Annotated in this window: 20 protein-coding genes; 8 read left to right on the top strand and 12 right to left on the bottom strand. The window is 38.3% G+C overall.

Features of this window, described 5'->3' with window-relative positions; all coding sequences use genetic code 11:
• Nucleotide 1: 1 nt before the first annotated feature.
• Nucleotides 2-1,921, top strand: coding sequence for a methyl-accepting chemotaxis protein (locus I6E70_RS06635; protein ID WP_024589916.1), 1,920 nt, complete (start codon nucleotides 2-4; stop codon nucleotides 1,919-1,921).
• Nucleotides 1,922-2,009: 88 nt separating this feature from the next.
• Here the strand turns inward: I6E70_RS06635 and I6E70_RS06640 are convergent, their stop codons facing one another.
• Nucleotides 2,010-2,339: a GIY-YIG nuclease family protein gene (locus I6E70_RS06640; RefSeq protein WP_197188333.1), complete on the bottom strand. Its 330-nt coding sequence runs from the start codon at nucleotides 2,337-2,339 to the stop codon at nucleotides 2,010-2,012.
• A gap of 107 nt (nucleotides 2,340-2,446) precedes the next feature.
• On the opposite strand from I6E70_RS06640, the gene I6E70_RS06645 reads away from it, so the two are divergent.
• Entirely contained in the window at nucleotides 2,447-2,806 is a 360-nt protein-coding gene (locus I6E70_RS06645) for an outer membrane protein assembly factor BamE (protein ID WP_004335706.1), read from the top strand.
• A gap of 133 nt (nucleotides 2,807-2,939) precedes the next feature.
• On the opposite strand, the gene I6E70_RS06650 is transcribed toward I6E70_RS06645, so the two are convergent.
• Entirely contained in the window at nucleotides 2,940-3,263 is a 324-nt protein-coding gene (locus I6E70_RS06650; protein WP_007584122.1) for an RnfH family protein, read from the bottom strand.
• On the bottom strand, nucleotides 3,260-3,700 hold the full coding sequence (locus I6E70_RS06655; RefSeq protein WP_007584120.1) for a type II toxin-antitoxin system RatA family toxin: 441 nt from the start codon (nucleotides 3,698-3,700) through the stop codon (nucleotides 3,260-3,262). The genes I6E70_RS06650 and I6E70_RS06655 overlap by 4 nt, the downstream gene beginning before the upstream one ends.
• A gap of 147 nt (nucleotides 3,701-3,847) precedes the next feature.
• Between I6E70_RS06655 and smpB the strand changes: the two genes are divergently transcribed.
• Together smpB and I6E70_RS06665 are read left to right on the top strand one after the other, a co-directional pair.
• Nucleotides 3,848-4,327, top strand: coding sequence for an SsrA-binding protein SmpB (gene smpB / locus I6E70_RS06660; RefSeq protein ID WP_007584119.1), 480 nt, complete (start codon nucleotides 3,848-3,850; stop codon nucleotides 4,325-4,327).
• Nucleotides 4,328-5,071: 744 nt separating this feature from the next.
• Nucleotides 5,072-7,663, top strand: a complete 2,592-nt coding sequence (locus tag I6E70_RS06665; protein WP_197188334.1) for a TonB-dependent receptor — start codon at nucleotides 5,072-5,074, stop codon at nucleotides 7,661-7,663.
• Nucleotides 7,664-7,722: 59 nt separating this feature from the next.
• Here I6E70_RS06665 and I6E70_RS06670 read toward each other — a convergent pair whose 3' ends face one another.
• Both I6E70_RS06670 and fadR read right to left on the bottom strand, forming a co-directional pair.
• Entirely contained in the window at nucleotides 7,723-8,328 is a 606-nt protein-coding gene (locus tag I6E70_RS06670) for a peroxiredoxin (RefSeq protein ID WP_007378637.1), read from the bottom strand.
• 364 nt (nucleotides 8,329-8,692) lie between these two features.
• The gene (gene fadR / locus I6E70_RS06675; protein ID WP_004335692.1) at nucleotides 8,693-9,406 is read right to left on the bottom strand and encodes a fatty acid metabolism transcriptional regulator FadR; all 714 of its coding nucleotides are present in this window, start codon (nucleotides 9,404-9,406) and stop codon (nucleotides 8,693-8,695) included.
• 543 nt (nucleotides 9,407-9,949) lie between these two features.
• Between fadR and dsbB the strand changes: the two genes are divergently transcribed.
• On the top strand, nucleotides 9,950-10,468 hold the full coding sequence (gene dsbB, locus I6E70_RS06680) for a disulfide bond formation protein DsbB (RefSeq protein WP_007584117.1): 519 nt from the start codon (nucleotides 9,950-9,952) through the stop codon (nucleotides 10,466-10,468).
• Nucleotide 10,469: 1 nt separating this feature from the next.
• Nucleotides 10,470-10,772 (top strand): DUF6170 family protein, encoded by a 303-nt coding sequence (locus tag I6E70_RS06685; protein WP_197188335.1) that lies wholly within the window; start codon nucleotides 10,470-10,472, stop codon nucleotides 10,770-10,772.
• A gap of 24 nt (nucleotides 10,773-10,796) precedes the next feature.
• On the opposite strand, the gene I6E70_RS06690 is transcribed toward I6E70_RS06685, so the two are convergent.
• Nucleotides 10,797-11,093 carry a ComEA family DNA-binding protein gene (locus I6E70_RS06690; protein WP_121953956.1) on the bottom strand — a complete coding sequence of 99 codons (297 nt, stop codon included), beginning with the start codon at nucleotides 11,091-11,093 and terminating at the stop codon, nucleotides 10,797-10,799.
• 313 nt (nucleotides 11,094-11,406) lie between these two features.
• Here I6E70_RS06690 and I6E70_RS06695 point away from each other — a divergent pair, with 313 nt between their 5' ends.
• Entirely contained in the window at nucleotides 11,407-11,724 is a 318-nt protein-coding gene (locus tag I6E70_RS06695; RefSeq protein ID WP_007584105.1) for a YebG family protein, read from the top strand.
• A 275-nt stretch (nucleotides 11,725-11,999) separates the two neighbouring features.
• Here I6E70_RS06695 and putP read toward each other — a convergent pair whose 3' ends face one another.
• Nucleotides 12,000-13,478, bottom strand: coding sequence for a sodium/proline symporter PutP (putP, locus tag I6E70_RS06700; RefSeq protein WP_101217622.1), 1,479 nt, complete (start codon nucleotides 13,476-13,478; stop codon nucleotides 12,000-12,002).
• 332 nt (nucleotides 13,479-13,810) lie between these two features.
• On the opposite strand from putP, the gene I6E70_RS06705 reads away from it, so the two are divergent.
• Entirely contained in the window at nucleotides 13,811-15,037 is a 1,227-nt protein-coding gene (locus tag I6E70_RS06705) for an EAL and HDOD domain-containing protein (RefSeq protein WP_197188336.1), read from the top strand.
• 62 nt (nucleotides 15,038-15,099) lie between these two features.
• On the opposite strand, the gene I6E70_RS06710 is transcribed toward I6E70_RS06705, so the two are convergent.
• From I6E70_RS06710 to I6E70_RS06730, 5 genes are read right to left on the bottom strand one after another with little or no spacing between them, the layout of a single operon-like run.
• Entirely contained in the window at nucleotides 15,100-15,831 is a 732-nt protein-coding gene (locus I6E70_RS06710) for an MlaA family lipoprotein (protein WP_007585858.1), read from the bottom strand.
• A gap of 9 nt (nucleotides 15,832-15,840) precedes the next feature.
• On the bottom strand, nucleotides 15,841-17,094 hold the full coding sequence (ccmI, locus tag I6E70_RS06715; protein ID WP_197188337.1) for a c-type cytochrome biogenesis protein CcmI: 1,254 nt from the start codon (nucleotides 17,092-17,094) through the stop codon (nucleotides 15,841-15,843).
• A complete protein-coding gene (locus I6E70_RS06720) occupies nucleotides 17,095-17,556 on the bottom strand; it encodes a cytochrome c-type biogenesis protein (protein ID WP_007585854.1) in 462 nt (153 codons plus the stop codon). It lies immediately after the preceding gene.
• A complete protein-coding gene (locus tag I6E70_RS06725; protein WP_007585852.1) occupies nucleotides 17,556-18,125 on the bottom strand; it encodes a redoxin family protein in 570 nt (189 codons plus the stop codon). Before I6E70_RS06725 ends, I6E70_RS06720 begins: the two co-directional genes overlap by 1 nt.
• Complete coding sequence (locus I6E70_RS06730) at nucleotides 18,122-20,092, bottom strand: heme lyase CcmF/NrfE family subunit (RefSeq protein WP_197188338.1); 1,971 nt, start codon at nucleotides 20,090-20,092, stop codon at nucleotides 18,122-18,124. Before I6E70_RS06730 ends, I6E70_RS06725 begins: the two co-directional genes overlap by 4 nt.
• Between the last annotated feature and the right edge of the window lie 2 nt (nucleotides 20,093-20,094).

Raw genomic sequence — 20,094 nt, forward strand, 5'->3', positions numbered from 1 at the left:
CATGACGATACAAAATCTTTCGATAACTCAAAAAATCACAGCTTTAGGCAGTGTTATTGCTATATGCGTAGCCGCACTGATTGGTTTGACTTCCCTACACAGCTCAGAGGATATTATTGAGCGACGTATGATTGAGTCAGAGCTCCCTAGTAAACTGCAAACAATCAGCAATCACATAGGCGGTGAAATCAACGAGTTACTCGGTGCTGCTCAGCAACTATCATCAAACGAATTTATTTTACAATGGGCTCAATCAAACAACCAAGACGATACATTACTATTAAAAGAATTAAATCGCGTTGCCCAGCAATACGATTTAGCCACAGCATCTTGGGCAAATAGAGACACTGCACAGTACTGGAACCAGAATGGGTTTTTGCGTGTGTTAAAAAACGATGCAGCCGATGGCTGGTTCTTTGCTTTTAAGCAATCAAAACAACCTTACTCTATCAGTATTTATCAAGAGTCAGCCAATGATGTGAAAATGTTTGTAAATCATCAGCAGGCTAATGGGACTGGTTTAGCAGGTCTTGCAAAAAGCATCACTGATATGCAAAAGCTATTACAGCAATTTAAAATTGAGCAAACAGGCTTTGTATTCATTGCAGATAAAAGTGGATTGATTCAGCTTCATAAAGATGCAAGTAAAGTAGCTAAAGCAAACATTGATGATTTATATACTGCAAATATTCACAGCCAACTATTTAATAGTAATGGCTTTGCACTAGAAGAAATTAATTTAAATGGCGAACCGACACTTGTAGCTGCTATGCCTATTAAAAACACCGATTTATATGTTGTAGCCCAAGTGCCAAAAAGTGAAGTTTTCGCAAGCGTAAACACCCTGCAATGGCAAATATTTACTTTTACGGTAATTACAGCATTGGTTGCGAGTTTAATCAGTTATTTGCTTGCTCGCTCACTTTCATCTCCACTTTCTAAAATGGCTGAGTTATTTTCACGCCTAGGCTCAGGCGATGCAAATTTAGCGTACCGCTTACCAGAATCGAGCCAACCAGAGCTTAACAATCTAAGTAACGGCTTTAACCAGTTTATAAATAAAATAGAAACAGCGATTACTCAAGTTGCCAGCGAAAGTCACGATATTAGGAAAAGCTCTGATCATGTATTTGAACAAGCAAAACGGAACTCCCAAGCAATAGACAACCAAAAAGAGCAAACAATATCTGTCGCAGCAGCAATCAACGAAATGGGCGCTACAGTACAAGAAATAGCGCAAAGCGCAGCAAATACAGCTAAGTTAACCGATAACAGCCGCGAAAACACCATTCAAAGTCACAAACAAGTACTCCAAAGCCAAGCAACTATATCAGCCCTTGCCAGCGATATTGATGGCATAACAGAGCAAGTTACTTTGCTTTCTAAAAAAACGGTTGATATTGCAAGTATTGTTGACTCAATTAGAGGCATATCGGATCAAACTAATCTACTCGCTTTAAATGCTGCAATTGAATCTGCACGCGCAGGTGAACACGGACGCGGCTTTGCTGTTGTTGCTGATGAAGTACGTGCACTGGCAAACCGTACATCGCAATCAACCACCGAAATTCAATCTATGATTGAAGAGCTTACAAAAATATCTGATGATGTAGTTAATGATATTAGCCAATCGAAAGATAAAGCTCAGCAAAGCGTTGGTGCAATGCAAAGCTCTGTTGAATTACTTGATACGATAACCGAAACAGCAAATCAAATAAACGATATGGCTACGCTTATAGCGACTGCAACTGAGCAGCAAAGTAATGTGGTTGCCGATGTAAGTCGTAATATTGAGCAAATTAGCGAAATTAGCGATAAAGCAATGAGCGAACAAATCAATACAGAGCAAGCGATTCGCGACTTAGCCAACAGTGCACAAACACTTGATGCGCTTGTAGCTACCTTTGAAAAGCATCGCTAAGCGACTCTAATATTACACGCCAGCTATGAGCAAAAACTATATTCGAAGATAGTTTTTGCTCACAACTAATATACTTAATTTGAACAAGCTAAGTGTTTTCACTATCGCCGCTATTAAACGCTGAAACGTACGCTTCCTTTTTAGCTCTAGGGAGCTTTTTTAATTGATACTCAAGCTTACTTGCTTCACTTTTATTACCTACTTGTTGTTGATGGATAAGTAAAAGAGGCCCTTTTCCTCTAAGGTTTTTAGCCCCTTTACCAGCTTGATGAGTTGCAAAGCGTTTTTCAACATTAGTCGTGATCCCTGTGTACCAATGACCAAATCGTGTTTCAACTATATATAAAAACCAAGTAGACTCAGTTTTTAAAATATTCGTTTCAATATGCTGTAAACTTTTTTCATTATCAGTGGTCAAAACATTACCTTAACGCCCTTAACATAAAACAATTGCTTAAAAGGGTTTTACCTTCAGTGACTAATCGGTATCATGCAGATTATAAAAAATAAGGATCACAACTAACAATGCAGTCGTTAAAAACTTTTTCTCTTTGGCTTATCGTCGCTTTAACACTTAGCTCAGCAGCAGGTTGCTCTAGCTGGGTATACCGAATTAACATTCCACAAGGTAACTTTTTAGAGCAATCGGATGTTGAAAAACTTCGTGTAAATATGACCCGAGAGCAAGTTGTTTATGTATTAGGTAGACCTATTGCCGAGGACGCCTTTGATAACAATACTTGGCGCTATATTTACAGCTTTAATAAAGGCCGTAAAAACGAACAAAATAAAGAGTTAGTAATTAACTTTGAAAATGAAAAGTTAGTTTCAATCTCAGGTGATTATGACCAACCTGAAAACTTTACTACACCGCTAGAGCAATAAACGTCTCAGGTAGTAAAAAAGGTGAGCATGGCTCACCTTTTCTATTGGTTTACTTAAAAAGCTTTTACCATTTTAAACGACGTTAGCGTGTGATTTAATCTGTTAAATTGTTCGAAGTTTATGCCGATTGGTATTACTTCTCGAGTGGGCGACCACCCGTTATTTTATTTGCACGCCCCTCTTCTTTTGCTTTTTCTGCACGTTTTCTGCGGGCATCTTTAGGATCTGCAATTAGTGGACGGTATATTTCTATACGGTCACCGTCTTTTAATTCATAGTTAGCTTTTACAGTTCGATTCCACACACCTAACGTTAGCGATGTGGCATCTATTTCTGGGCACTTTTCTATAATACCTGACTGAATAACAGCTTGCTCGACTGTAGTCCCTTGTGGCACTTCAATTGATAAACACGTGGCCGTGGTCGGTAATGCAAAGACCACTTCAACATTAATCATACTCGCGCTCCATAAACCTGTTTTGCACGTTGAGTAAATGCACTCACCATATTTTTTGCTACATCGTTAAAAATCTTTCCAAAGGCAAGCTCTATTAACTTACTTGAAAATTCAAACTCTAGGTGCAAATGAACCTTACATGCTTTGGCGTCAAGCTCTTGAAAATGCCAGCGCCCTTTTAAGGTCTTAAACGGACCATCAACAAGGCGCAGTAACACGGTTTGCTCATCAACAAAGGTGTTTTCGGTGGTAAACCACTTTTTTATACCCGCCTTAGATATTTCTAAACTCGCGGTCATGTTATTATCGTGCTGTGAAACAATTTTTGAGTCTGAGCAATTTGGTAAAAACTGTGAATAAGCTTCTACATCATTAACTAGATCAAACATCTCTTTAGTGCTGTACATAACCAGCGCACTTTTTTCTATTTGTGGCATACTCACTCCCAACTGTGTGGGCGAATTTTAGCAAGCTTTGCGCGTTTCCCCAAATTTTCATGCTGCTTAAATTAAAGCTAAATTTTTAAAAGCATTATTAAAAAAATCGATGTAAAACATCTCACATTACGTATATTATAGGGCACTATGGCTAAGAAAAATTCATCAAAATCGACAAGTAATACCATCGCGCTAAACAAAAAAGCGCGACATGAGTATTTTTTACACGATAAGTTTGAAGCGGGTGTTGAACTACAAGGCTGGGAAGTTAAAAGTATCCGAGCTGGTAAAGTAAATATCACAGAAACTTATATTCATCTTAAAAATGGCGAAGCATTTTTACTTGGCAGTCAAATTCAGCCACTTATAAGTGCATCGACCCATGTAATTTGCGACCCGCTACGTTACCGTAAATTGCTATTAAGCAGACGCGAACTTGACCGTTTATTCGGTGCTACAGAGCGCGATGGCTATTCTTTAATAGCTACAGCGATGTACTGGAAAAACTGCTGGGTAAAACTTGAGTTTCATTTGGCAAAAGGTAAGAAATTACACGACAAACGCGAAGACGGTAAAGATAAAGACTGGTCGCGTGAAAAAGAACGCTTAATGAAGCATAAAGCATAAATAAAAACGCCTAATTTATTAGGCGTTTTTAATTTCACTTATATAAAAGCTCAAATAATACCAATTCTCTTAATTAAGTAATCTACTTTGAAATAAGAAAATCGTGTCGATAACAAGACAAAACTTGTTATACCAATCTGTTTATATATGGGGTCTATTTAACGTTAAGAAAATTACGCTAGAACTAGGCAAAAATTTTATATCTAGTTGTTCTAAATAAAAAATTTTAACGACGTTATAGTGCAATTTAATTCGTTAAATTGATCAAAGATTTATGCAGGTTGGTATTACTTAGCCATTATCAGCAATTACTCCTGCATTACCCCACCTCCTGTATCTAGCAGTCGTAAATCAAAAAATTTCAATGCCTTTAGCATCAGCTTTAACCCCCTCAAATTGATTAAATATTATCGCAAATTGGTATTACATAATTGAATAAATTAAAGCAGAAAAACAAACATAAGTTTTAATTTATAGAAATAAATTATTACAAATTATTTTAATCATTAGCTATTCCACACATGGCTTCATCTAGCTATATAACAATTATTAACCCTATATCCTATTCACGCTTAGTTTCACCTAGAAAACAAAGTATAAATAAGGTCATAAAACCCACAAAAAAGCATTGAAACTAATACTTAAATCACAAATTAAGCTAATTGCTAACACTTAAGTTACATGATATTAATACCCGCGCTTGTTAAGCAAATAATTTTATAATATATCAACAAGGACTTAAGGATGAAGCAATCAACTGCATTTACACCAAGCATTATTGTGGGCGCAACACTCGCATTATCAGCAGGTTTTACAACAACAGCCTACGCAGCAGAAGAAGCCAAAAAAGTAGAGCGAATTCAGGTTACTGGTTCTCGTATTAAGCGAACTGATATTGAAGGACCTTCTCCGGTACAATCAATCGGTAGAGCTGAAATCGAAAACATGGGTTACGATAATTTACAGCAACTTCTAGAAAGAATGCCTGTAGCAGGTAGCGGTACTTTCTCTACTCGTGGTAACAACCAAGATTCAACCGCTAACGGTTCAGCTGCAGTAAGCTTACGTGGCTTAGGAGCCGATGCAACACTGGTATTAATTAATGGTCGCCGTGTATCAATTAGTGCCTTTGCTGAAGGTATCACCAACTCATTTGTAGATATTAACAGTATTCCTGTTTCTGCTATTGAGCGTATCGACATACTGAAAGATGGCGCTTCAGCTATCTATGGCTCAGATGCAGTAGCGGGTGTAGTTAACGTTATCTTAAAGAAAGATATTGATGGTGTTGAGATTAACCTAGGCTATGGCGGTACAGATGGTCCAAATTATGAAGAAACAACAGCAAGCCTAGTTTGGGGTACAACAAGCGAAAAAAGTAGTGCATCTGTTATTATCGATTACTTTAAAAACACATCTCTTTCTTCTGATGAAATGGGCAGCCTTGGCACTGCAAACCAAGCACCTTATGGTGGTGAAGATTTCCGTTCATCTCGTGGTTTCCCAGGCTACTTTTATGTGGATGGCGTTAAAACAATCGACCCTGAATGTCCTGCTGAAAATGCAACTTCAAGTGGTAGCTGTTTATTTGATTACGGCCCATATGGATATGTTGCCCCAGCATCTGAGCGTGTAGGCGCTATTTCACAATTTGAATACCGCTTTGATAACGGCATTACTGGCTTTTTAGAAATGGCTGTTCAGCATAACAGCTCTGTCGCTGCAGGTGCACCAACACCACTTGATGAAGATGCAGGCCTTACGGTACCCGCTAATCACCCAAACAATCCATTTGGTGAAGACATTCAAATTGGTCGTTACCGTACAGTAGATGCAGGCGCTCGCCAATGGGACATTGAGTCAGACACCTTACGCTTTGTTGCAGGGTTAAAAGGCGAAATAAACGATTGGAGCTGGGAGACAGCGGTACAAAAAGGTCGCAGCAAATCACTACAAACAGGCGATCGTACACAAGGCTGGGTACGCACCGATTTCTTACAACAAGAAATTGATGCCGGTAACTATAATCCATTCGGTGGCACATATAACGACCCAGCTGTAATTGACAGAATCACAACTAGCTTAGTGCGTCGCGGTGAGTCTCATATGACCTCTTTTGACGCTAACATTACAGGTGAAGCGTTTAGTTTTGGTGGCGAAGCTGTAATGATGGCCGCCGGTATTGAGTACCGTGAAGAAGATGTAAATGATATCCCTGATGATCAATTTCAACGTGGCTTAATATTTGGTACTGAATCAGTATCAGCTTCTGCTGATCGTGAACAATACGCTGCATATGTTGAGTTCTCAATCCCACTTGCTGAAAACCTCGAACTACAATTAGCCGGTCGTTACGATGATTATAGCGACTTTGGTACAACAACAAATCCAAAAATAGCTCTGCGCTGGGCACCGACTGATGAAGTAACGGTTCGTGGTTCTTGGGCGCAAGGCTTTAGAGCGCCTTCGTTAGCGCAAATAGGCTTAGGTCCATCACAAAAAAGCCAATTTTTTGTTGATACACAGCGCTGTGAACAAACAGGATTAGATTGCCAAGCACTTGATTACAACATTGAGTTCTCTGGTAACCCTGATTTACAAGCAGAAGAGTCAGAATCATGGAACGTGGGCGTTATCTGGGCACCAACAGCTGAGTTTGGTTTAAGTGTTGATGTATGGAGCATTACTCAAGATAATAAAATCGATGAAGAAGAATTTGGTCCTATTTATGCTGCAGAATGTGGTAACCAAAATAGTACCGTATGTGTTCGTTTAGCTCCTACAGGCGGAGCAAGCTTAGGCACAATACAAAAAATACACAGCACATTTAAAAATTTATCATCGCAAGAAGTGTCTGGTGTTGATGTTTCAGCAAACTATAACCACTCTCTTGATGACTTAGGTTTACTTAAATTTAATTTAGAGTGGGCATATCAAGATAAGTTTGAAAAAGATGGTCGTGATTACACGGGTGAATATGGCTACCCAGAGCATCGCTTTATTTTCTCAACCAACTGGGAAATTGGTGAGTTTAATACCAATGTAAATATCAGTTATGTAGGCGAATTTGAAGATACGCCTGATATCGACTTTGATGGCAATTTAGACTTTGATAGCAATACTTCACGTATGATTGACTCGCAAACGCTTGTTGATTTACAAACGTCGTACCGTATTACTGAATCAGCTAAAATATCTTTAGGTGTTAATAACTTATTTGATGAAGAGCCACCATTTGCAATTGGTGATGGCGATGGCGATTTATACGGTTATGCATCAGCTGTGCATAATCCTCGTGGCCGCTACTTGTACACTAAAGTAAGCTTTTCTTTCTAAATAAAAGACACAAAAAAACCGCCAATTGGCGGTTTTTTTATTTAAAACTAAGGGCTAAATTATAGCTCGCCTTCGTTTTCAGATAAGAACTTAGCAACGCCTTCAGGGCTTGCGTCCATACCTTTTTTGCCTTCAGTCCAACCAGCAGGACATACTTCACCGTGTTCAGTGTGGAACGCTAGCGCGTCAACCATGCGAAGCATTTCGTCGATGTTACGACCTAGTGGTAAATCGTTCACTACTTGGTGACGTACATTGCCTTCTTCGTCGATTAAGAATGAACCACGAAATGCAACACCTGCTTCTGGATGCTCAACGTCATACGCTTTACAAATTTCGTGTTTAACATCTGCAACTAGTGCGTATTGAACTTTACCAATACCGCCGTCTGCAACAGCAGTGTTACGCCATGCGTTATGTGAGAATTGTGAATCGATAGAAACACCAATTACTTCTACGCCACGCTTTTGAAACTCTTCAAAACGCTTATCAAATGCAATAAGTTCAGAAGGACATACAAACGTGAAATCTAGTGGGTAAAAGAAGATAACTGCTTTTTTACCTTTAATTGTTTCATGAAGGTTATAGCTATCTACAATTTCACCGTTACCAAGAACAGCTGCAGCGGTAAAGTCTGGTGCCTGGCGGCCTACTAATACACCCATTTTATTCTCCAAATATTTTGAGTTTGTTTTCAATTGCTTTCGCAATGCTGGTACTTATATGGGCGCTAAAAATTAAAAACCAATAGCGAACACATATAATTAATTGGCATTCTAAAGTTATTCACTACAAAAGAACAATCGCATTTAACGATGTGAGCAATCGAAAATAACGAACACTTACAACTTGCACTAATCTGCTTGAATAATAGGTTTATTTTGAAGTGTAAATTGCGTTGTAATTAGATAGAACTTTTGACGTTACTGAAGAAGGCTTAATACATTAAATTGTTTAAAAATTCATATAATGTGGTATTAATTTTTACAGGTACAAAAAAACCTGCAAATGCAGGTTTCTCGTTTAAATTTAATCCATTATATCTGAGGGCATATCGCCTCGGATTTTTTGCCAAATCTCACCTGTTTGATGACCGTATTTACGCATCATCGAAATAGCACCATCGTGCTCTTTATTTTCTGCCAAGATTGTTAAATCTTTATAAAACTGACGAGCAAGTTCACGAGTTCCGGCATCAGAGAAGTAATGACAACCAATCTTTGAATAAAAACCTCTAAAACCGTTGAGTATTAATACATAAATACGGTTATTACCCGCAACGGCTAATTCGTGATGAACTTTGTAATCGTAGTCAGCAAATGCCTGCGCAGTATCTTCTAGCTCATGACTTTGTGATAAAATTTCAATTACACGTTCAGGATTTAACTTAATTGCAGCACGTGTATAAATAGCACTAATATTAGTACGTGCAGATAAAAGCTGATCTGTCAGCTCTGGCATCTTGTCTTCATCTAAGCGCGCTAGTGTTTCAAGAATATTTAAGCCAGACGTTTCCCAAAAGTTATTTACTTTTGTTGGTTTACCATGCTGAATTGTTAACCAACCATCACGTGCTAAACGCTGTAATACTTCTCTCAAGGTCGTTCTTGTTACACCAATTAACTCTGAAAGTTCTCGCTCGGCAGGTAGAATTGAACCTGGAGGGAAATCGCCGTTCCAAATAGATTCAACTATATATTCTTCAGCAAATCCTGCTGGGCTTTTCGCTTTAAAAATTCTCATCCAGTTCCCACTCGAATTAATCAACACTCATCGTTTTACACGAATAACTGACTGATTGTACCAGACGAAGCATAACTAACAAGTAAAGTCAGGTATATTAATAAGCAAATGAGTAGAAATTAAAGATTAATAAATAATAAAATTTAGGTTTCTCTAATATCGCTACAATGTATAAATATACAGAGCAATATTCATTGTAGGTACATTGTAATTACTGGTATTTTTTATTTACACATACCTAGCTGAATCAACTTAAAACACATAAGTACATTAAAAAGGAACACCTATGCAACAGAGCGCTCTAACTGCAACTTTAAAGAACTTTTTAGGCAATGCACCAATGTGATATAAGTAAACGATATAACTAAGCTTATGTATCAATGGGAACTAAGTAGAGCGTCATGTAGCCTCTGCTGAGGCTGCATTGAGTGGTCAATAATTTCATCTTATAAAAAGCGACTTCGGTAGCTTTTTTTTCCTTTTTGTTGCCGCATACATTATCCTAGGTCATAATCTAACGTCTTATTTAAACGCGGAATTTTTATGAACTGGCTTGCGCAATTACCCACCCAACGTACCCCGTGGCTTTTATTTACAGCTATCGTTTTTTTACTTGAAGTGACCGCCCTTTTCTTTCAATACCAAATGGGATTGGCGCCTTGCATAATGTGCATATATCAACGTACAGCCGTACTGGGTCTATTAGGCGCAGGAATTGTAGGTTCGACTAAACCACAGAGCAAAGCAGTTCGTATATTAGCGTATGTAATTTGGGGTGTATCGAGTGTTTGGGGATATTTAATTGCTCGCGAGCATATTGATATGCAAACCACCACAGACCCTTTTGCATTTAGCTGTGAGTTTGAACCAAACTTCCCGTCGTTTATGCCGTTACATGAATGGATACCTAGCTTTTTTCAGGCGACCGGGGATTGTGGAAATATAGATTGGCAGTTTGTTGGTTTGAGCATGCCTGCTTGGATGGAAATTATATTTGGGATTTTCTCACTAACACTATTTATTATAGTTATTGGCCGTTTATTAATTAAAAAGTCGATTTGATATGTTTACATTTTTTTCAAGCCAATTAGATGAGCTTAAACATCTAAAAGTACGCAAGCGCCAAGACGTGATAGCACTTTCGTTAAGTATGTTATCGCCAACTGATAAAGTGTTACTGCGTATTATTAAATTAATATTACTAAGTCCACTATTTTTAATATTCACGGTATTTAAAGGTTGGATATTAATCCCGTTTTTGATACTCGGCGGACTTTGCTACCCACTTTTAACAACACCTATTGAAATCAACTTTGCTAAAAAACACTTAAGCGATGCATTAAAACAATTTCATCAGGGCGCATAGCGCCCTGATTGTTATCTACTGCTATTAAAGGGATATTTTCCCTTCTAATTTGGTTAATAGTTTTTTACCAATTCCTTTAACTTGCGATAAATCACTGACACTTTTAAATTCGCCGTTTTCTTCACGATAATCCACAATTGCCTGCGCTTTTTTCTTACCTATACCCGGTAGCTTAGCAAGCATATCTGCATCAGCATTATTTATACTAATTGTCTCAACTTGAGGCATTTGCTTAGTTACTTCCGATAGTTGTGCATATACGGTAGTTGCAGGTAGTAAGCATAATAAGCTTATTATGAATAAATTTTTTAACGTTTTCATCAAACTTGTCCCTATTCTTCTTTTCTTAATTTTGAATGTTGCTCAGGAAAACCAAAAAGTAAGGAACTGAAATGCTCATCACTTAAAGTGTACCTAAACGCATTATCACTATGATCCGAAATCCTGAAAATGCAGCTGGTACAACAAAGTGATTGCTTAACTAAAGTAAAGTTACCGTTTTTTGTCAAATTTAAGACACCTAAAATTAATACTTCGCGCTTGCAAATTTACGCCCAAACCATTACTGTACATAAAAACAGTAATCTAATGGTTTTTACAAACCACGGTGCCAAGCAATTTTGCAGGAGAAATCATGGCTGTTGTTGTTAAATATGTTGTAGAACGAAACGGAGTCGAGCGTATGACGTTTACTACCAAAAAAGAAGCTGATGCTTATGACAAGATGCTCGATATAGCAGAATCACTTGAGCTAATGCTAGAAAAGGTAGACGTACCGCTTAGTGAGCAACAAATTGAATCACTTGCTTTAGAAATAGCGAAAAGCAAAGATGACTTTATGACCATATTAAAGGGCGGCAAAGATCCAGTTGTTACCAAAGCGCCAGCAAAAAGTAAAAAGTCAGATAACGTTGCGTCAATTGAAGATAACAACGATAAAAAAGCAAGTTAACTCGTAGATTGTCCTCTCCTCGGACGGGACAAACTAAATAAAAAAGGGAGCAACTTAGTTGCTCCCTTTTTTATTATACCAATTCGCTTAATTAAGTGATCTATTTTGAGGGTGGAAAAACGTGTTGATAGCTAGGCAAAAAATTTGATATTTAGTTGTTCTAAATGATAATTTTTTAACGCCGGTAGCAACACGTTTAGCACCGCAAAATGATTAAGTATTATCGCGGATTGGTATTACTTACTACTCATTTTAAAATGAATAGTAATTGCTATTTAAAGCTCTTTTTCTACTTCATCAAATAAAGCAGTGATATTTTGCTCTGGCTCTTTTGTTACTAAGCTAACAACAACAATTGCGATACTCGCTAAAATAAAGCCAGGTACTATTTCATACATGAAGCTACTTAAACTTTCACCATTAATAGTAAACGGACCATAAATCCAAACAAGCACTGTAAACGCACCTACTAACATACCAGATAAGGCGCCAGCAAAATTCATACGTTTCCAATAAAGGCTAAACAATACAAGTGGTCCAAAAGCAGCACCAAAGCCTGCCCATGCATTACTTACTAGGTCTAAAATAGAGCTATCTCTATCGTACGCTAAATAAATTGCAAACAGGGCAACAAATGCAACGCTAATTCGACCAACAGTAACTAATTCAAAGTCGCTAGCATCTTTACGTAAAAATGTTTTATATAAATCTTCAGTCAATGAACTTGAGCTTACTAGCAATTGCGATGAGATAGTACTCATGATAGCAGCCAAAATTGCAGCTAGTAAAAAGCCAGCAATAAGTGGATGGAACAATAACTCAGAAAGAATTAGGAAAATCGTTTCAGGATCTTCAACTACAATATTATTCTCATAAGTATAAGCAGCACCAAATATACCAGTACCAACAGCACCAAGGGCAGCAACAATCATCCATGTCATACCAATACGGCGAGCTTTAGGCATATCCTTAACACTACGTACCGACATAAAACGAACGATGATATGTGGTTGACCAAAATAACCTAAACCCCATGCCATTGCAGAAATAATACCTAATGCAGAGCCTGCTCCAATCCAGTTAAGCATATCTGGATTTACACTATGTAAAGTAGATTCCAGAGGTTGTTCAAGTAAAGAGTATGCAACAGTAGGCACTAGAATCAGTGCGATGAACATAATACAACCTTGCACGAAATCAGTTAAGCTAACCGCTAAAAAACCACCAAACAAAGTGTATAAAACAACGACACCCGTTGTAATGTATAAACCCACTTCATAACTTAGACCAAATGAGCTTTCAAACAATTTTCCGCCGGCTACAACACCAGATGACGTGTAAAGAGTAAAGAAGACTATAATCACAACAGCTGATACAACACGTAATAAGTTTGACTTATCATTGAAGCGATTTGAGAAGTAATCTGGGATTGTTATAGAGTCATTTGCTTTTTCAGTGTACACACGTAATCTAGGTGCAACTAACAGGTAATTTAACCAAGCACCAATCACCAAACCAATTGCTATCCATGTACTACTAAAACCAGTAACAAACATCGCACCAGGTAGGCCCATTAAAATCCAGCCACTCATGTCAGATGCACCTGCAGATAGTGCAGCAACACTTGGTGATAGATTTCGTCCACCTAACATGTAACCTGATACATCGCCAGTAGATTGCTTATATGCATATAGTCCGATACCCAACATTACAACAAAATATAATGCTAGTGAAATAATCATTCCTGTTTCCAAATTAGCCTCCGCATAATTATTAATAACAGGCTCTTGATCCGAATATTGACTCTTAAAATATTATAATAAAGACACTATTAGGATAAAAACCATTCTCGCTGACTATATCATGCCTAACAATAAAATCTCCAACTTGTTGCTTCCAGCTGATACAAAAATACTCATGTTGAATAATTTTAAAGCGAATTGGTAAAATATAATAAATTAAATAGAAGAAACACCTTAATTTATAATGATAATTTATTAATCATGCAAATATACGTAATGCTATTTTGAATCTTTTGCCATATATTAATACAATACCCAATTACATCACTCTTACGGAACTGTTTATGTATTTTTACGCTGCACGTCAACCGATTTTAGATAGAGATAAAAAACTTATCGGTTATGAGCTTTTATTTCGTGATGGCGTTGATAACGTATTTCCCGATATAGATGGTGACGAAGCAACAACACGACTTATAGAGGGTAGCCAGTTTAATTTTGGTTTAGAAGATTTAACCGACAATAAACCTGCCTATATAAACTTCACCCTAGAAACACTATCAAAGGGTTACCCTACACTACTAGGTAAAGACACTATAGTTGTAGAAATACTTGAAACTATCCAGCCTGGTAAGCGTTTATTAGCTATCGTTAAAGATTTAAAAGATAAAGGTTACACTATTGCTCTTGATGACTATATTCATCAACCTGTATGGCGTCATTTTTACCCATTTATTGATATTATTAAAATAGACTTTTTAGCATCCGATATAGATACAATAAAAACGGTTCTAAACGATTTAAAACCGCACTCACATATTAAGTTACTTGCCGAAAAAGTAGAAACCTATGAAATTTACCAACAAGCTTTAGAGCTTGGGTTTGATTATTTCCAAGGATTTTTCTTCTCAAAACCTGAAATGGTACAAAGTAAGGCTCTACCACCATCAGAAATGGCATTAGCTGAATTACTTTACGAAACATCAAGTGTTGATATGGATCTTAAGAAAATCACTGATGTGTTTGAACGTGATGTAAACCTATCTTATAAATTACTTAGGTATTCAAATTCTGCCGCATTTGCAAGACGCGCAGAAATAAGTACCATTAAGCAAGCTCTTATAGTGCTTGGCGCCAATGAAATTAAAAAGCTATTGTCACTACTGTTTGCAGCACAAGTATCAGCAGATAAACCTGTAGAGCTAATTAGGCTATCGCTTACGCGCGCTCGATTTGCTGAATTGCTCGCTATATCCCATGGGCAGTTTAAAGATACCGGCATGGCATTTTTAACCGGTATGATGTCCCTAATGGATGCTATTTTAGATGAGAGTATGGAAAGCGTCATGAAAAAGCTTCCACTTTCTAATGATATAAAAGCAGCGCTATTAAACGACGAAGGCTTATTGGCAAAGTATTTGAACTTAGTTAAATACTACGAACAAGCAAATTGGTCTGCCGCAAACGAGCTAACGAAAGAGCTAAACCTAGGTAACAAAGTTCCCGATGCTTATCATGAAGCACTAGCTTGGGTTAATGAGCAAATGCAGTTAGTAGTGAACGAAAAATAAATATATAAACAGCAAATAAAAACGCCAGCATTTAGCTGGCGTTTTTGTGAGTGGCTTTTCAATTATAAACTTTCTAAAAAGTCTTCATCAAAATCAGCTGGCTCTTCTTTTATAGGTGGGTTGCCATCGTACAGCTCATAAATTTGACGCTGAAAGTAGATATCTTTTACAAATAAGTACGGATCAAGTGAATCATTTAATAACCCTTCTTGTGGGATTAATGATGCACGAGCTTCTACCGCTTTTAAAACAAACACTAGAATAGTTTGTGGAGTCGTTAGGGCAACTTCAGGCAATACAAAGTTGTCGACTACATCACCGGTCAGGTTACGTGCTGTTGTAGGACCCATGCCTGGTAGCATTAAATAAGCGCCATCACCCACGCCCCATACACCTAACGTTTGTCCAAAGTCTTCATCTACAATTTCAAGACCAAGTGAACTGGCAACATCAAAAATACCAAAAATACCAACCGTAGAGTTAACTAAAAAACGCGCTAAGCTCACACTTGCATTACCCGGCTTACCTTGCAAACCCGCATTAATCATATCGACAGGTGCTGTAATATTACCTGTAAAATTAACAATACCGTTTCTTACCGGTACAGGCGTTACTTCAACATAACCTACAGCAACTGGGCGCAATAAATAAGCATCCAGTACATCCATATTAAAGTCATATAATGGACGATTAATACTTTGCAGCGGATCTCTGTCATCTACTTTGCTTTGTGGTACTTGAGCACACCCGGCTAGTATCAATAAACATAAAAAAGTAAAACTGTGTTTTAACATCTAACGTCCTTAAGGTATTAATGTATCAATTTGAAGTTGGTAGTCACTTACACTTTCACGCTTTAACGACTCTGAATGACCTTCTAGCTCACCAGAACTTGGCATAACCGAGTCATCTATAGAAATACGCGCCGAAATAATAATATTTTCTGCACTAGATAAGTTAAGGCCTGCAACCATTGCACTACTATCACTCAACTCAACTGTAATTGGAAATGAATAATTAGGGAGTTTAACAGCAGCTAATGGCATTGGCGAACCACTTGCTGCTTTTGCAAATATAAACAAGATACCGTCTTTTGGCTGTTTATCTATAAGCTCTTTTGCAATGTCGACTGTAACTGCAATAGCACCCGTTGTAGTAGTAACTAGCATAACAGAGCCTTCCGTTTGCATTTGCTTCTCTATATCAGCGATACGCTCAGAGATCATGCTATAACGAGAATCATTTTTTTCCATACTCGCAAGTAAAACTTCAAATGCAGCTTTGGCTTGAGGCCAATCTTTACGTTCATAAGCAATGAGTGCTAATAACGAAATTGCATCTAAATTGGTAGGCTCAACTTTTAGTACTTTTGAGAGCATACCTGCCGCACGAGTCATATTAGCTTCGCTGCCTTCTAGTAATAAAACTTGGCTATAACTAATAAGTACCTGCATATTATCAGGATTCATACGTAGTGCTTTATCAAATGACTGCTGCGCCATGTCAAATTCATTAAGCGACATAGCAACTCGTCCAAGTAGCATCCAAGCGACTTCGTCATCACCTGAGCGGCTAAGTTTTGTACGAAGTGCCAATGCAAAAGCCTGCAGCTCATTTTGGCTAAGCGGCTCACCTTTTTGCATTACAGCACGCTCGCCGTAATCAGCTAAATTATCCATTGCATCATGCCAAGCCGAAATTTGCTGCTGACTACCCGTTAAACCATAAAAAACACCTGTTAGAGCAAGAACAAATGCGCCACCAGTTAAAGCAAAAATACGATTATTACCTTTGCTGTTTAGTGATTTCTCTGGTGATAACTCATTCAATAAACGGCGTTTTAATTCAATAATTGATTCTGCATGATTTACGGTATCAATACGCTGATTATCTAAATCGGTTTGTAAATCAACTAAACGCTGCTCATAAATGCTAATTAGCTCAGCATTGGCGTTATGAGTAATTGTTTGAACGCGCTCTTTTTTTAAAAAAGGCAACATCACAAACCCAAGAGCAACCAGTGTGAGTAAAGCAAAACACGCCCACATTAAAATCATTTAACTTTGCTCCTGACGTTTATTTTGTTCAATTAGCTTAGCTAACAGCATTTCGTCGTCACTGCTCCACGTTTGTTTTACTGATGCTTTTCGCTGGCGAATAACAATAAAACCAAAGCCGACTATGACAATTAATACAGGTAATACCCAAAGTACTAAAGTCGCTGGTGTAACTGGTGGGTCGTAATGAACAAAATAGCCAAAGCGGTCAATCATGTAATCAATCACTTCGTCTTTGCTCTTACCTTCTTTAACCAATACGAGTACTTTATCGCGCAAGTCTTTAGCAACAACAGCGTCAGAGTCCGCAATGTTTTGATTTTGACACTTAGGACAGCGCAGCTCTTTAGTTAGCTCTTCAAACAATATCGCTTGTTTGTTGTTATCAAATTGATAGCGATCTTGCTCTGCAAACGCACTGATGCTTACAAAAAGGCTAAGCGTAAGTAGTAACCATTTCATTATTTAAGCTCCTGCATAATTGGCGCAAATTTAGCTCGCCATACTCGCGGGTTTATATCGCCCGTGTGATGCAACAAAATAGTGCCGTTTTTATCGACTAAAAATGTTTCAGGCGCACCCGAAACACCTAAATCCAACGACAAAGTACGATGTAAATCTAAGATATTAAATTGATATGGGTCACCCGCACGTTGCAGCATATCGCTCACTTCGGTGCGAAGTGATTGCATATCAAACGGGCCATCAAAGTCAGCATCGTAACCTTGTACGTAATAAAGCCCAATAATTTTAACACCTTGCTCACGTAACTTAGTTAAATAACCAAGTTCAACTAAACATGTTGGGCACCAAGTACCCCATACATTTAGTAAGTAAACTTCGCCTTTTAAAGACTCGTTGGTCCACGGCTTATTGTCTTGCATTAAATCAGGTAGATTAAATGCTGGCATTTCTTGACCTAACCGACCCGTTTGAATTTCACGAGGATTAGCAAAAAGGCCTTGGTATAAAAATACACATACAAAAGCAAATACTAAAAGCGGCGCAATAGCTAAAATTTTACGGTTCATAAAACATTCTCCGATGCAGCTCTACGCGCTGTTTTAGCTGATGTGCGGTAGCGTTTATCAAATAAAATCATAAATCCAGCTAGGGAAATAAGCACACCACCAATCCACATCCAACGAACAAACGGTTTATGATAAATGCGAAGTGACCATGCACCTTGGCTCAACTGCTCACCTAACGCTAAGTATAAATCACGTGTAAAGCCTGCATCTATGGCCGCCTCGGTCATAAACTGCATACCAATATCATACTTACGTTTTTCGGCGTGTAAGCGTGTTACTAGCTCATTGTTTTTAAGCACCGATACAACACCAGCATGACCACTGTAGTTCGGCCCGCGAATAGTTTTAACACCATCAAAACGGTATTCATACTCGTTAAGCTGAACTGTGTCGCCTTGCCTCATCGATACGTCACGCTCAACTGAATACGCAGATGTAAGCGTTACACCTGCAATAACAAACGAAATACCAATATGCCCAAGCACCATAGCCCAGTAACTTACACCTAAGCGTTTTAAACCTTCTTTTAAGGTGCCGTGTACAGCAGATTTAGTATAAATGTCGATCCCAGTTGATATTGCAATCCAAACCGCAAGCGTAGTGGCTAGTAGCGTAAGTGGTTTTACTAAATCGTAACTTGAAAACAACCAAGCACAGGTAATCACTACACTGGCTAATACGCCCATTAATATTTTGTTTTGTAAGAAAGCCCATTTATTTTGCTTCCAGCGTAAAAATGGCCCTATCCCCATCAAAATAGCAAACGGCACTAAAATTATTGCAAACATCTTATTAAAAAACGGTTCGCCAATAGAAATACTGCCCAAGCCCATTTCTTTATGAACCATAGGTAATAAAGTACCCAGCAATACGATTAATGTAGCAACTACTAAAAATATATTATTGAGCCATAACGCCACTTCGCGTGATACAAACTTGTATCGACCTTCACTATGTACTTGCGATACACGCAGTGCATATAACGCTAAGCCACCACCTACAACTATGCCTAAAAAGGCGAGTATAAATAAGCCTCTATCAGGGTCTGTTGCAAAAGCATGTACCGATACAATAATACCTGAGCGCACAATAAATGTGCCTAATAAGCTCAATGAAAATGCTGCGATAGCAAGTAATACGGTCCACGATTTAAACACACCGCGTTTTTCAGTTACGCTTAACGAGTGCAGTAATGCGGTCGCAACAAGCCATGGCATTAATGATGCGTTTTCTACTGGATCCCAAAACCACCAGCCACCCCAGCCAAGTTCTGAGTATGCCCACCAGCTACCAATTGTGATTCCTAGAGTTAAAAAGCCCCATGCAGTCATTGTCCACGGACGTGACCACTTAGCCCATGTGTTATCAAGCTTACCGGTTAACAACGCAGCAATAGCAAAAGAGAAAGCAACTGATAGCCCTACATAACCCATGTACAGTAATGGCGGGTGAATAATCATGCCCGGATCTTGAAGTAACGGATTTAAATCACGCCCTTCAACAGGGAAATAAGGAAGTAGGCGCTCAAACGGGCTTGAAAGTAGTAAGGTGTACATCATAAAACCTACACCTAAAAAACCAAGTACGCCCAATACGCGAGCACGTAGCACCCAAGGTAATGATTTAGAACGCGCAGCGACAACGGCAGTCCAACCAGCTTGCATTACTAACCACAGTAAAATAGCGCCTTCATGGCCGCCCCATGTAGAGGTGATTTTGTAATACCAAGGTAGCGTACTACTTGAATGATATGCCACATACGATACGGTAAAATCATCCGTTACACTGGCGTAAATAAGTGCTGCAAAAGAGATTAAAACAAAAGCGAATTGCCCAATTGCTAAAGAGGGAGCTGCGCGCATTAATCGAAGATTACCGGTATGCGCGCCCCAAAGAGGAAAAATACACAGTAAAACGCTTAGCACCATGGCAAGCGTTAAAGAAAAATAACCAATTTCTGGGATCATAG

The organism is Pseudoalteromonas sp. NGC95 (genome assembly GCF_015864705.1).
Lineage (GTDB): Bacteria > Pseudomonadota > Gammaproteobacteria > Enterobacterales > Alteromonadaceae > Pseudoalteromonas > Pseudoalteromonas arctica.

Bases quoted from the DNA above. Each gene is read 5' to 3' on its own strand.
- I6E70_RS06635 (WP_024589916.1), top strand. From the start codon at position 2: ATGACGATACAAAATCTTTCGATAACTCAAAAAATCACAGCTTTAGGC.
- I6E70_RS06645 (WP_004335706.1), top strand. From the start codon at position 2,447: ATGCAGTCGTTAAAAACTTTTTCTCTTTGGCTTATCGTCGCTTTAACA.
- I6E70_RS06650 (WP_007584122.1), bottom strand. From the start codon at position 3,263: ATGATTAATGTTGAAGTGGTCTTTGCATTACCGACCACGGCCACGTGT.
- I6E70_RS06655 (WP_007584120.1), bottom strand. From the start codon at position 3,700: ATGCCACAAATAGAAAAAAGTGCGCTGGTTATGTACAGCACTAAAGAG.
- smpB (WP_007584119.1), top strand. From the start codon at position 3,848: ATGGCTAAGAAAAATTCATCAAAATCGACAAGTAATACCATCGCGCTA.
- I6E70_RS06665 (WP_197188334.1), top strand. From the start codon at position 5,072: ATGAAGCAATCAACTGCATTTACACCAAGCATTATTGTGGGCGCAACA.
- I6E70_RS06670 (WP_007378637.1), bottom strand. From the start codon at position 8,328: ATGGGTGTATTAGTAGGCCGCCAGGCACCAGACTTTACCGCTGCAGCT.
- fadR (WP_004335692.1), bottom strand. From the start codon at position 9,406: ATGAGAATTTTTAAAGCGAAAAGCCCAGCAGGATTTGCTGAAGAATAT.
- dsbB (WP_007584117.1), top strand. From the start codon at position 9,950: ATGAACTGGCTTGCGCAATTACCCACCCAACGTACCCCGTGGCTTTTA.
- I6E70_RS06685 (WP_197188335.1), top strand. From the start codon at position 10,470: ATGTTTACATTTTTTTCAAGCCAATTAGATGAGCTTAAACATCTAAAA.
- I6E70_RS06690 (WP_121953956.1), bottom strand. From the start codon at position 11,093: ATGAAAACGTTAAAAAATTTATTCATAATAAGCTTATTATGCTTACTA.
- I6E70_RS06695 (WP_007584105.1), top strand. From the start codon at position 11,407: ATGGCTGTTGTTGTTAAATATGTTGTAGAACGAAACGGAGTCGAGCGT.
- I6E70_RS06705 (WP_197188336.1), top strand. From the start codon at position 13,811: ATGTATTTTTACGCTGCACGTCAACCGATTTTAGATAGAGATAAAAAA.
- I6E70_RS06710 (WP_007585858.1), bottom strand. From the start codon at position 15,831: ATGTTAAAACACAGTTTTACTTTTTTATGTTTATTGATACTAGCCGGG.
- ccmI (WP_197188337.1), bottom strand. From the start codon at position 17,094: ATGATTTTAATGTGGGCGTGTTTTGCTTTACTCACACTGGTTGCTCTT.
- I6E70_RS06720 (WP_007585854.1), bottom strand. From the start codon at position 17,556: ATGAAATGGTTACTACTTACGCTTAGCCTTTTTGTAAGCATCAGTGCG.
- I6E70_RS06725 (WP_007585852.1), bottom strand. From the start codon at position 18,125: ATGAACCGTAAAATTTTAGCTATTGCGCCGCTTTTAGTATTTGCTTTT.
- I6E70_RS06730 (WP_197188338.1), bottom strand. From the start codon at position 20,092: ATGATCCCAGAAATTGGTTATTTTTCTTTAACGCTTGCCATGGTGCTA.